The organism is Pseudarthrobacter siccitolerans, from assembly GCF_001046895.1.
Lineage (GTDB): Bacteria > Actinomycetota > Actinomycetes > Actinomycetales > Micrococcaceae > Arthrobacter > Arthrobacter siccitolerans.
Genome location: NZ_CAQI01000027.1, coordinates 37,893 through 50,245, shown reverse-complemented (window position 1 = coordinate 50,245; position 12,353 = coordinate 37,893). Strand labels below are relative to the sequence as shown.

Here is a 12,353-nt window from a genome sequence, read left to right as displayed (position 1 = left end):
GCTGCACTCCTTCACCATTCAGCCAAGGAGCCGTCGGCATGCCGCCATACGGGGTTCCGCCAGCGGTGGCTCTGGGCGGAGCGTTCGATTACGTACTCTTCGTTCACGTCGATACCAAGACCTGGACCGTCGGGAATTCGGACCATCCCGGATTCGTAGTGAAAGACGGTGGGGTCGTGGATGTAGTCGAGCAGGTCATTTGATGTGTTGTAGTGGATCCCCAGGCTTTGCTCCTGGATAAAGGCGTTGTAGCAGGAGGCATCCAGTTGCAGGCAGGTGGCCAGCGCAAGGGGGCCCAGGGGGCAGTGAAGCGCAAGGGCGACGTCGTACGCCTCGGCCATGTGGGCGATCTTGCGCGTCTCGGTGATGCCACCGGAGTGTGAGGGGTCTGGCTGGATGATGTCCACAGCTCCGCTGGCGATGATGTCTTTGAAGTCCCATCGGGAGTACAGCCGTTCCCCGAGGGCGATGGGCGTCGGGGTATTGCGCAGGACGTCCAGTAGAGAGCTGGTGTGTTCGGAGAGGACTGGCTCTTCGATAAACATCAGTTTGTAGGGCTCGAGTTCCTTGATCAGGACTTTGGCCATGGGTTTGTGTACGCGACCGTGGAAGTCCACGCCGATTCCCACATTGGGACCGACTGCCTCCCGGACTGCCTGGACGTTATCGAGGCAGCGCTGGACCTTGTCCCAGGTGTCGACGTATTGCATTTCTTCCGTGCAGTTCATCTTGACGGCACTGAAGCCTTGCTCGGCGGCGGAAACAGCGGCCGCCGCCGTTTCGGCCGGGCGGTCTCCGCCTATCCATGAGTAAACCCGGATGCTGTCGCGTACTTTTCCGCCGAGCAGTTCATGTACGGGCATCCCCAGCGCTTTACCTTTGATGTCCCACAACGCCTGGTCGATGCCCGCAATGGCGCTCATCGTGATCGGTCCGCCGCGGTAGAAGCCGGCCCGGTACATCACCGTCCACAAGTCCTCGATATTCCGGGGGTCTTTTCCGATGATGTAGTCGGAGAGTTCGTCGATTGCAGCGGCCACGGTGGCGGCTCGTCCCTCGACCACGGGTTCGCCCCAGCCGGTGATTCCCTCGTCCGTTTCGATCTTCAAAAATTGCCAGCGCGGAGGGACGGAATACGTCGTCAATGAGGTGATTTTCATGGATTCTCCTGTGTGTACGTCTCCGTTGTGACGGGCTGCGCGCTGGCCATTGTGGTCGCGGAGGTCCACGCTGCGATGAGCTCGGCAGCGCGTGCGCCGACGTCGGCGGCGTTGCGGCCTGGCTTGTAGAGTGTTGTTCCGATCCCGGCGCCGCCGGCGCCGGCTGCCGCCCAGCGAGCGAGATTGGCCGCATCGATGCCGCCGACAGGCACCATCTCGACCTCTGGCGGCAGAACGGCCCGCCATGCCCTCATCCCCGTAATGCCGATGGATTCGGCAGGAAAGAGCTTGAGGCTGGTGGCGCCGGCGTCTATTGCGGTGAACGCTTCGGTGGGGGTTGCGACCCCGGGGTAGCTGCGCATCCCGGCTGCCACGGCGGCCCGGATCACTTTCGGATTCGTGTTCGGTGAAACGATCATGGTCGAACCGGCCTGATGGGCCAGTTGGACCTCCGCGGTTCGCAGGACGGTACCGGCACCAACGGTGCAGTCGTCAGGCAGGCTTGAACGTAACCGCCGAATGGTTCGATAGGGGTCCGGTGAATTGACCGGGACCTCGATGGAACGGAAGCCGCCAGCGTATAGGGCCGCACCGATTGCCTCGGATTCGGGCGGGGTCAGGCCCCGAAGGATCGCCACCAAGCCGGTCGGTGTGCCCGTCATGTTGATTCCCTTTCAATAAGCCCGGCCCTTACGCCGATGCGCCACAGCCCTCTCGCTGCCGCATTTTCCACCGCCAGAGTCGCCTTGATGTCCACTTGCAAAAGTGCGGTGGCGTAACGGGAAGCTAAGGCGTCGTTGGCACAGATTGTTACTGTCGGCCGGTCTTTCCTGGAGTTCAACCAGTGACCGGCGAATCCAGCGACCTCGGTCCCAATCATCAACCCCGATATGTAGTCCGGAATGCTGGATGGCCGGATCTGGCCGGTCATGGCAAGGGTTCGGGCGGAGAAGAGCGTGGAGAGTATGTCGGTGCCACCCCCAGCTGGCCCTGTTCCGTCGCGGAAGACGACGTCAAGGCCCTGCTGGAAGGCGTTTTCATCGGGGGCAGCTGGGTTCTCCACCAAGCGTCCGAGAATGCTGTGCTGCAGGAGGAGTGCGTAGATTTCTCCGGTCATGGACGTGCCGAAGTTCGTCACGGTGCTCCCCCGTAGCCGCACCCACTTGGTGTGTGTTCCCGGGAGGATGATCACGGACAGGTCGTCGCCGGGGATGTCGGGAAGGGCGCCCAGAATCTGGGTCTCTTCCCCCCGCATCACGTCCGGTAGCCCTTTGACGTGTGGTTTCTTAGTGCCGTTGGTGAGCAGGCCGGGAACGATGTGCAGCGGACCGGAACTCGTGGACACTTCGGTAAGTGGAAGCAGCGACTTACTCATAAGATCGGCCGGGGTTTCCTTGTAGGGCGCCACGGCCCAGCCTTGGTCGCTGCCCACCATCCCGCAAGCCAGCAGTGGGAGCCCGGGTCTGGTCCGCAGCCACTTCCCCACCAGTAGCTCCAGCTGGCTGTCGAACGCTGCCTCCTTCTCAGGGGCCGCCATTGACAGGGCAAGAACGCCGAGGCCGCCGATGTTGGAGTCGAGTATGCGGCCGCCTTCCCCGATGAGGTAAGCGCGGCATGCCGTGGATCCCCAGTCCAGTCCGATGAGCCGTGGAAAGTGACCAGGACCGTCGGCTGAAGGGGCGGGGTAACTCGGGAAGTCAGGCATCAGGCTATCGCCGTGAACAGGAGCCGCATCTCGGTCTTTTCTGCCCATAATTGGTGCTCCGGGCGCACGCCCGGGCCACAGGATCCTGATCCAATGCCGTTCTGGGCGTAGTCGAGGTTCAGCCACACGTTGTCACCTTCTTTGAGGTCGGTCGTGTGTTGTGCAGCCTCGAGTTCTTCGCTGGTCCATTTGCGTGCCGTGAAGGAGAAGTGGTCGCCGCCGGTTACCCGTAGTCCCCGACCGTGCGTGTCTGTGATCGTTAGCATCCTGGTTCCGAGCCGGCTGCCGTTTTCCTGGGGGAAGACGTAGGGAGTCTGCAGGGCATCAACTGTTGAACGGAAGCTCCCGACCCTGGCCGCTTTGTGGCTGTCGGCATAGGCTTCGTTGGGGCCAAGCCCGTACCAGCTGATTTGGTCAAGATGTGCCGGCAGTGCCATCCGCAGCCCCAACCGCGGCAGGGGCAGCGTCCACTCCCCCTCGGGCGCCACGGTCAGGGTCAGTTCCAGGCCTTCGGTATGCTGCCGCCAGTGGTACGTCGTGGCCAGGCCCAGCTCTGTGCCGGCAGGGGCCACCCGGGTCTGGACGATGAACCCGTCGTCGGTGCACTTCACGGACTTCACCCGGTGCTGGACCCTGTCGAGTCCGAGCGTTTTCCACTGCGGCACCAGCGGATCCCAGGAGAATGCCCGGTCGTTGTCGATGGGTGCCCGCCAGACATCCAAGCGAGGGGCGGTGACTGCCAGCGGGCCCAGGCTCCTGAGTCCACCTGTGCGCAGGTCAAAGGCGGCATCACCCAGTCGGAAGCCATCGCTCTCGACCAACATAGGGACTGCCTGCGTGCGGGACCGGGGGGCATCCGGGGCGGCCTTGATTTGGCTTTGGCTCCAGGCAATTTCATGTCCGGCTGGTGCCCACGCCGTTTCGTTCCGTAAGCGGGCGTGGACCGTGAGCCACGTTTCCCCCTTCGTGGAGGGCATCTCGGGCAACGGCACGGTGACTGTTGCTCCGGCTGGAAGGCCGGGGTGCTCCAGGTCCCCTGAGGCTGTGGTTGTTCCTTCCTGCTGCAATTCCCAATCGAATGCGAGGTGGGCGGCGTCGGTGAGATCGTACAGGTTCTGGATGGTGACCGATCCTGTGTTGATTGTGATGCGGATTGGCTCAATCACTTTTTTGAATTCGCCCAGGCCGGGTGAGGGTGACCTGTCGGGGAAGATCAGGCCGTCGGCAACGAAGTTTCCGTCGTGGAGTTCCTCTCCGAAGTCGCCCCCGTAGGCGTAGTAGCTGTTGCCTTGGGCTGTTGTGGCGGTGAGGCCGTGGTCTATCCACTCCCAGATGAACCCGCCTTGGCATCGGGGATATTTTTCGAACAGGTCCTGGTATTCGGATAGCCCCCCTGGGCCGTTTCCCATGGCGTGGCCGTATTCGCACAGAATGAAGGGCATCGCCTGGCGACGGGCGTCGAGGGCGGCATCGGCCAGGGGGGCTTCTTCGCCCCGGCCGATCGCCTCGACTTCTTCATGGCTGGCGTACATGCGGCTGTAGAGGTCGACGAATTGGCAGCTCCAGTCGCGCTCGTAGTGCAGGACACGGCTTGGGTCACGGTTGCGGGCCCACTCGGCCATGGCTCCCAGATTCTCTCCTGGTCCGCATTCGTTTCCTAAGGACCAGATGATGACGCTGGGGCGGTTTTTGTCCCGCTCCACCATGCGCGCCATCCTGTCCACGAGGGCTTCACGCCAGCGGGGATCATCGGTGGGGTTTTCCGAGATGGGTACCCATTTGAAGGGAAAGAACCCGTGCGTTTCGAAGTCGCATTCGTCCATGACCCAGAGCCCATATTCATCGCACAGTTCCAGGAAGCGGGGGTGGGGTGGGTAGTGGCTGGTCCGCACGGCATTGATGTTGTTCTGTTTCATCAGGACGATGTCCCGGCGCATCAGTTCTTCATCCACGGTCCGGCCGCTGTCCGGGTCGAATTCGTGCCTGTTCACACCTTTAAAGAGCACACGTTTTCCGTTGACGGTGAGTACCCCGTTGATGATTTTTACGGTCCGGAATCCGATCCTGAGCGGCACGGATTCGGTGGCAGTGAACAAGGTGCCATCGTAAAGCCGGGGCCGTTCAGCCGACCACGGATCCACGTCCGCGATGACGATGGCTTCTCCTGCGGGTGCGTCGACTCCGAGTTCGGGTACTTGGATTCTGGCGTCGGCGGAGGTGTCGATGCGGAGGATGCCGGCTGATGTTTCATGGTCGTAGGCGGCTGTAACGGAGAAGTCGTCGATGCCTCCGGCCGGCCGAGACAGTAGCGTCACGTCGCGGAAGATTCCGGAGAGCCACCACATGTCCTGATCTTCAAGGTATGTCCCGGAGGACCATTGGTGCACGCGCACTGCAACCACATTCGTGCCGTCCCTTTTGATGACATCGGACACGTCGAACTCGGCCGGGAGCCGGCTGCCGGCGATGACGCCGAGTTCTGTGCCGTTGAGCCAGACCTTGGCGCAGGAATCAATGCCATCAAACCGCAGGACAATGCCGTCGCTGGTGTTCCATTCGGAAGGGACCCGGAAGGAGCGGCGGTAGTCCCCTGTCGGGTTGTCGTCGGGGACATGCGGCGGGTCGACCGGGAACGGGTACCTTGTGTTGGTGTAAATGGGGTGCCCGTACCCGTGGAGTTGCCAATGGCCGGGGACCGTCAGTGTGTCCCATTGTGTGTCGTCGGTGTCTTCCTGGGCCAGGTCGTCTGGAAGGTCCGCGTGGGAGGAGTACCGGAACCGCCAGGCGCCGTTGAGTGAAAGCCGGGGTGCGTCCGAGATGAACCACGCTCTTGGGCTGCGGATTCCGGTAGTGGGGTGGAATTGTTCGTAATACGGCAGCACGGGGGCCTGCTCGTTCATCTCGGGTGTTCTTTCCTTGCTGGAGGCTGGGGAAACGGCTGCTCGGCTGGTGGTTCATGGTCGGCCTCGGGTGGCGCCGCGCGGGCAACGCCGGCGCCGACCTGGGTGCTGGATTCAGGGCAAAGGGCTGGCCCGACTCGAGGGCTGCCGTGGCTTCGGACTTTCATGCCTTGGCCGTTGTGAGATGACCCGGGCTGGTGCGCAATGCCTCAAATATTTCCTGCACCAGCCCGGACCGGATGAGTCCCGGCGCGGGGCCTGTTATCTGCCCTGCGCCGGGTGGGCGGAGAGTATTGACCGTAGATTCGGGACCCAGTGGGCGTCGACCGGCGGCAGCTCGTCCCCGAGGGTGAGGTATGCCCGGTCCACACGTAAACCTGACTTGCGGGCGATGATGGAGAAGGTGTGGTCACCGGAGGTGAGGTCAATATTGGACAGGTGCACCCAGACCCATCTCTGGCGGAGGCCGTAGGCGCACAGGCTCCCTCGGGAGTATTGTTCGCTGGTCTGCTGCGGGACGCCGTCTACGGCAATTACGCAAGAGTCGTCCTGGTTGTCGTCGAACTTGACCAGAAGCCACACACGGTAGGTTCCTGGAGATCCGACGTCGAGGGCGAAGTGCATACCGGGCGCGTGAAGGGGGTCTTCCCATAGCGTGCCACGGGGCTGCACGTGCATGGCGAGGCCGGTGCCGCCGCTCGTCTCTGCCTGGGTGTGTGTCCAGGATGCTGATCTGTTGTGGCCGCCCGGCGTCAACCAGGCGTCTTGGCTGTTGGCGAGAGCATATTCGGCTTCGAAGGCAATGACGCCACCGGCCTCGTGGATGACTCCGGATCCCATCGCCGCAATCACGTCTTTCGTTCCCTGCGGGGTGAGGGTCTCTATCGGTGATCCGTGCTGGGTTTGTGGTATCGAAATGGGGCGGCGGAACGTGGTTGGACCGTCCCAGAACCGGCGGTCCGCGTAGATCTGATCTGGCTTCGCTACTGCCTGCGGATCGATTCCGTACATATTCCTGGCAGCGCGTTCGACCGTTTCAGGGCTGATGGCCGCAGGGTTTGGATCTTCCAGGCGGGTGCCTGGCCGATGGGCGTGGGTGCTGAAATCGGGTCCGAGGTTGCTGGCAGCTGGCACTGTCGTATAAATGACTGCCTTCGAAATAGCGACAAACTTGTCGATTGCATGAAGGCGCAGTGTGTGGGGCCCTTGGGTCAGCCAAGGCAAGTGAATTTGGAGTTTTTCGATGTTGTCCTGGACAGTCATCGACCACGATCCCCGATGCTCGTCGGTGGTGGCGCTCTCAAGGACCACGACTGGATAGTCATCAACGCTCACTCCGACCCGGATGCGGCCGGTCGAGTTCAGTGTGGGCAGGCGGTGGAGCTCCAAGAGGTGTGCACCGGGAGTTTCAAGGTGTACCCCGAATTCAAGTATTGCTTCCAGGTCGCAGGATGTAGTTACCGCCGGCAGCTCAGTCTGGATGGCGGCGTTGCCATAGCGGCCGAGGTGCTGCACCACAGCCCAGTTGCTGTGTTGTGCGAGGGTGGTTTGGTCGTGCTGGGACGGGTCGATGCTCACGTATCCGTCGGCTTCCAACGCTCCGCTGAAGTCATGGGGTACGGGCTTTGTTGCCATCACGCGCACCGAGATAAGGGCTGTCTCTCCGGTGTCGACAGATCTCACCTGCACAGTTCCTGTGCGGCCTGCGTGAAGGTCCGGGTTGGCGACGCGGACAGGGATCCGTGTTTCGGTGGCGACGGCGTCAGGATGTGCGCCGATCTCGATCCACGGTTCGGCGGTAACGGTGAACCTGATGTGTCCGGCACCGGTGTTGTAGACCTCGATCCACTTGGCGTCGGTGCCGGTTGGCCAGAAGACAATTTCCGGTGCTGAGTCCGGGTCCGTTGCTCCCCAAACCGTGACCCCAAGTCCAGGCTCCCTCAGCGAAAGTGCAGGCGTGGCCGCTGGATGCAGTGGCATCACCGGGGGCGGGAATTCGTGGGGGGTGAACATGCCATCCCACCGGCCGCCGGACATCTGCTTGTTGTAATGATGGATGAGGGCCCGGATGTTCCCGGCAAACGCGCGGGAGACGTCGAGGTAGCGGTCCGCGGCGGCTCCTTTACCGGTCCGGTAGGCCAGGGAACTCCTGTCTGCGTGGTAGAACTCCGCGTTTGTCATGTAGCACATGTGGATTTTGATTGCGAAGAGCTGGAAGAACGCATCACGTTCATCCTGGGGAAGAGCCGTCAGGATCGCGTTGGTCTCCTCGTAAAGTTTCTGGATTGCCCCCAGCCGCCGACTCGCTTCATCGCCGTACCCGACCTGTGGAAAAACATCAGTGGTAAGGTGCTCGATTTTGCGCTGGTTGTTCAGCTGGTAGTAGGCGGCATAGATGGCGCCTGCCTGCGGGCCGTGACCGCCACTGAATTTGGCGTCAATCCATTGAGCGGTGAAGGCGGAAATGTCGGCGGTGGTTTCTTCCTTGCCGGCTTCCCATGCGCTGCGCAGGAAGAACTCCATCTCCAGTTCGAGTGGTTTGAGGCCGCCGATGTTGTTCACCCACAGCTGGCGTATGCCCTCGTCCCATGCTTTGCGCAGCTCTGACTTCATCAAGGCAAGAGGCGTTGATGAGGTGGCGAGGTAGCTGGTGGTGTAGTTGGACCAGTAGGAGGAGTGGTAGTAGAGTCCGTGCCCGCCGGCGCGTTGGCGCTCGGCCGGATCGGGGAAGCGGCGGATGTGGCCGAAGCTGTCATTTGCCCACACCACGGTGACGTCGTCGGGGACTTCGAGGCCGGCGTCGTAGAGCGGAAGCACCTCTTTGTAGGGGATGAACAGCTGCGGTGCGGCTTCGGGGGGAAGGGATAGTCCTTCCGAGAGGAGGGACCTCTGATCCCGCATCACATGTTCCAGAAGGTTTACTCGTGCGCGCAGCTTGTCTGCCTCGGTCAGAGATGCGTCCTCGTCGATGGCGATGGTCTCGAAACCCGAGTCGTGCACCCCGCGCATGCCCACGGTCCAGGTGACTTCGTATCCGCGGTTTTGTTCAACGCTCCCCCGCCAGTATTCCTTCAGAAGGTCCCTGTTGCGGCCGGTTAGTGAGTAGTCGTATTCAACGTGTTCTCCCCGTTGCTCCACCCACGGACCGAACTCATGCTCGTTGCTGCGCAGCAGCATGTCGCAGTGGCTGGTGCCGATGACAACACCCATCTCGTGGGCGAGGCGGCCGTTTTCAGGGTCGTGGTTGAAGGCCCCTACGTGCATGGCGGGCCACAGGTAGTTGCCTTTGAGCCGGAGAATCAGCTCGTAGACCCTCGCGTAGGTTTCCGGGCCGATGGTGTCATCTGCGGTGTGCGCGCGGGCCCAGTGGCACAGTTCCTCTTCGTCGTTGAGGAAGATTCCCCGGTAGCGTACCGACGGCCAGTCAACGATGTGGGTGCCGGGCTTGAGGGTGAGGTGGTCTCGGGTCCGGACGGGGACGTCGCCCCACCAGTACCAGGGAGAGACGCCGGCTGCTTCGGCAAAATCGTATATGGCGTAAATGGTCCCGCGGCGGTCCGTACCGACCAGGTAGAGGACATCGTCAACCACCGATACCAGGAACCCCTCCCAGCGCAGTCGTCCTGCCTCATCCTTGAGCGCGGAGACGTCCAGCTTGCCCGAACGGATGGCGGCATCGATCGCTGCGGATTGCCCAATCGTTCCGATGACGATCCTTGCATTCCGGGCGTCTTCGAAAGTGATGTCCAGGGGGCCGCAGACGTGGCCAAGGTCGCGCCCCAGGTCTTCAGCGGCGCGGCGGACGGCACTGTCCTCGGTGTCCGCGATGCTGATGCCAAGACTTCCGCCGGCGACCGCGATTGTTAGGCCCGCATCGGGGTCAACGCTCAGATATGAGGACGCCTTCGGGGATGGTGCCGGGGCGGCTGCAGGGGCTGTGGAGGTGGTGGAGGATGTCAGCATAGCTCGCTCTCTACGGTGTAGCGGCCGCCGGCCTGTATGTCGAATGAAATGGTTGCCGCGCCGTTCGTCGAGGCTTGGGTCAGGTCAAGGTGCTCGCCGCCGTTTGTCACTCCGCGCAGGCGCGCAACGGCACCGGGCACGGTGATCGCGCCTGAGGTGGAACCGGGCGTCACGACATCGAGGTTCAAAGCTGATCCTTCCCGTTTCCAGCTCACTTCCAGCGGGCCATCGGGAGTCGGAACCTGACCGCGCGCCCAGGTGAGCGGACCGGTCTGGGGTGCGATGCTCCAGGTGCGGAAGGCTGTGGACCGGGGGGTTATGCCGAGCACATACGAGGACAACGCGACGGTCGGGGCGCAGGCCCAGCCGTGGGCGAGGCTAGTGGTGACACCGAAGCCCGGCGTGCCGTCTGTCTCCAGCAACTCCCAGACGGTGCCGCTGGCGTACGGGCCGGGGGCGGCCATGTGACCCCAGAGATCGCGCAGAAGCTTTATCGCCCGATCCGTGAGGCCAGCTTCGAAAAGCGCGCCCAAGTGGAACCCGGACGTGTAGGGACTCACGTTCTGCTGGAATCCGGCGGCAGCATCGAACACCTCCGGGCCGAACGGCGTCTGGGGCAGTGCCTGGTCGAGGGCGGCGAGGATGTCTGCTGCGTCCTCGGGCCGGGCGATACCGTGCACGACAGCGAGGGCGTTCGCGTCCTGAGCTACCGCGTCCTTGTGGAGGTCGGAGAGGACGTAAAGCCGGCGCTGTGCATCGTAAAGGTGCTCGTTGATCGCTGAGCGTGAGTTTTCTGCGCGGGCGGCCAGATCGGCGGCAGTGGTGGTTTCGCCGAGCGCTGCGGCGAGCACGGATGCTTGGCGAAGAACATGGCAGTAGACGATGTTGTAGGCGCTGACGGCGCCGGTTTTGGGGCCGTCGTACCAGTCCCAGTCGAGGCCGTTATCCTCGTTTGTCACGTACAGCCCGCGCCCGTCTACGAGCGAGTGGTCGTATTCGAGTTGGTGCAGGACTGCAGGCCATTGGGTCCGCACGAAGTCCAGGTCGCCGGTGTAGAGGTGGTGCAGGGCAAGGTTCGTTACCTGGTGCATCGAGTACACCGCGGAATAGACCTGGCCGTGCTGTGGTGGAACCGCAGGAGGGAACAGGGGCGGTATGCGGGCTGGCAGGCGCCCATCGGGCTCCTGGAAGCTATTGAGGAGTTCTATCGAACCGCGGACATAATCCGCTGCCGCGGTCGTGTAGAAGACGTTGGGGATCTGAACGATGAGGTCACCGCTCCACACTGAGCGGTCACGGCGGGCGCCGTCGAGGATGACCGGGAGCGGATCGGGAGAGACGACACCGTCACCGATGAACTGGCCGAGTACTTCGGCGTCGTTGAGGTCGTGGCTGAACACTTCGCTGCCGTCGGCTGCTGTCACAACCAGGTTGCGGAAGTGCGCGTGCTCTCCTGGTACTTTGCTCGTGTCCCATGCCTCGTGGAAGCCAAATGATCCCTTCTCCACGAGGGGGATTTCTGCCAGTTCGCGCAGGTCAACACGGACGGGCGTGGTCTGGTCGATTTCGACCGTCAGGAGTGGACCCTCGACGGAGGTGCGGACGCGGTGCCAATCGGCGGGATCGAGGTCCTTTTCGAGTTCGACCGAGCCCAGTTCCGTGTAGCGGCGTACAGTGTCCTGCGGCCGGTCCTCGTAACCGTCGTCAAAGTAGGACCAGTGCAGGGTGCAGGGCCGGCCCTCCTCCGGTGTACGCAGTGTCAACAGGTAGCCGCGGGCGCCCTCATCGGCGGCACGGACTACCCAGCCCGCTGCCCGGTCGACGATGCGTGTCTCGAACGTGGCGGTGACGTCTGTCCAGTGCTCAGCGTCCCGGAGTACCGCAAGTGTGCCGCCCTTGGCGCGCAGACCGCTGTCATCGACCGTCCAGGGGATGGGCAGGGTGTCGGCGGGAAGTTGGTTCAACTGCGTGGTGTAGGCACTCTCGTACCAGATCCGGGTGAGCTCGTCGGAACTGCAGACAAACCAGCCCTGATACTGCTCGGGTGTTGCCCGGAAGGCCGTGAAGTGGATGCCGACGGAGGCCAGCGAGACGGTACCGGGGGTTTCCAGGGCAAGGCGTTGGAAGCGTTGCCCGCCTTGAATGAGTTCCCTGTCGATCCGTCCCGGACCGTTGATCGCCAACACTTCGACCCGGCCCCGGTTGGCGCTGGCGTTGTGTCCTCCGCGGATGTCCCCCTCTGGTCCGGCCCAGTGAGCGCTCTCGCTGTACGAGACCCGCACGGCGGTCCCCGCATCTGCCCGGGAGACATCGAACCACGGCCGGCCGGCTACGTTCGTGCCGTAGTCCAGGACAACGCTGGGCACCGGTCCGCCGTCACGGTAGGTCAGTACAAGGTCACCTGTGCCCTCGAGGAACTCTGCGAGGCCGGCCACGTCACCTTCGACTTTGATGGCCGCGACAGGCCGGGCGTCGGGTTGAGCCGGGGCGGGGACGTAGGTCTGCCAGTCGGTGTTCGGAGGGAGATCGTCTAGGTCAGGTGCGAGTTCGACCTGGTCGGGCGAGGAGGCCACAACATTCCTTCTTGGTTGAGATAGGAGATAGTTCGGGGGTCACGCCTACCGC

At 62.8% G+C, this 12,353-nt stretch carries 6 protein-coding genes; all 6 read right to left on the bottom strand.

Translation table 11 applies throughout. The annotated features are described in order from the left end of the window. Positions 1–11: 11 nt before the first annotated feature. The 6 genes from dgoD to ARTSIC4J27_RS01845 all read right to left on the bottom strand — a co-directional run bounded on the left by dgoD (position 12) and on the right by ARTSIC4J27_RS01845 (position 12,301). Positions 12–1,160 (bottom strand): galactonate dehydratase, encoded by a 1,149-nt coding sequence (dgoD, locus tag ARTSIC4J27_RS01870; protein WP_050053520.1) that lies wholly within the window; start codon positions 1,158–1,160, stop codon positions 12–14. Next, positions 1,157–1,822: a 2-dehydro-3-deoxy-6-phosphogalactonate aldolase gene (locus ARTSIC4J27_RS01865; protein WP_050053519.1), complete on the bottom strand. Its 666-nt coding sequence runs from the start codon at positions 1,820–1,822 to the stop codon at positions 1,157–1,159. The genes dgoD and ARTSIC4J27_RS01865 overlap by 4 nt, the downstream gene beginning before the upstream one ends. After that, positions 1,819–2,865 carry a 2-dehydro-3-deoxygalactonokinase gene (locus ARTSIC4J27_RS01860; RefSeq protein ID WP_050053518.1) on the bottom strand — a complete coding sequence of 349 codons (1,047 nt, stop codon included), beginning with the start codon at positions 2,863–2,865 and terminating at the stop codon, positions 1,819–1,821. The genes ARTSIC4J27_RS01865 and ARTSIC4J27_RS01860 overlap by 4 nt, the downstream gene beginning before the upstream one ends. Then, a complete protein-coding gene (locus ARTSIC4J27_RS01855) occupies positions 2,865–5,765 on the bottom strand; it encodes a glycoside hydrolase family 2 TIM barrel-domain containing protein (protein WP_083435260.1) in 2,901 nt (966 codons plus the stop codon). Before ARTSIC4J27_RS01855 ends, ARTSIC4J27_RS01860 begins: the two co-directional genes overlap by 1 nt. Before the next feature lie 261 nt (positions 5,766–6,026). Further along, the gene (locus ARTSIC4J27_RS01850; protein ID WP_050053517.1) at positions 6,027–9,728 is read right to left on the bottom strand and encodes a glycosyl hydrolase 115 family protein; all 3,702 of its coding nucleotides are present in this window, start codon (positions 9,726–9,728) and stop codon (positions 6,027–6,029) included. Then, on the bottom strand, positions 9,722–12,301 hold the full coding sequence (locus tag ARTSIC4J27_RS01845) for an alpha-L-rhamnosidase-related protein (RefSeq protein WP_050053516.1): 2,580 nt from the start codon (positions 12,299–12,301) through the stop codon (positions 9,722–9,724). The genes ARTSIC4J27_RS01850 and ARTSIC4J27_RS01845 overlap by 7 nt, the downstream gene beginning before the upstream one ends. Positions 12,302–12,353: the final 52 nt, after the last annotated feature.

Excerpts from the sequence above, each read along its gene's own strand:
- dgoD (WP_050053520.1), bottom strand. The coding sequence starts at position 1,160 with ATGAAAATCACCTCATTGACGACGTATTCCGTCCCTCCGCGCTGGCAA.
- ARTSIC4J27_RS01865 (WP_050053519.1), bottom strand. The coding sequence starts at position 1,822 with ATGACGGGCACACCGACCGGCTTGGTGGCGATCCTTCGGGGCCTGACC.
- ARTSIC4J27_RS01860 (WP_050053518.1), bottom strand. The coding sequence starts at position 2,865 with ATGCCTGACTTCCCGAGTTACCCCGCCCCTTCAGCCGACGGTCCTGGT.
- ARTSIC4J27_RS01855 (WP_083435260.1), bottom strand. The coding sequence starts at position 5,765 with ATGAACGAGCAGGCCCCCGTGCTGCCGTATTACGAACAATTCCACCCC.
- ARTSIC4J27_RS01850 (WP_050053517.1), bottom strand. The coding sequence starts at position 9,728 with ATGCTGACATCCTCCACCACCTCCACAGCCCCTGCAGCCGCCCCGGCA.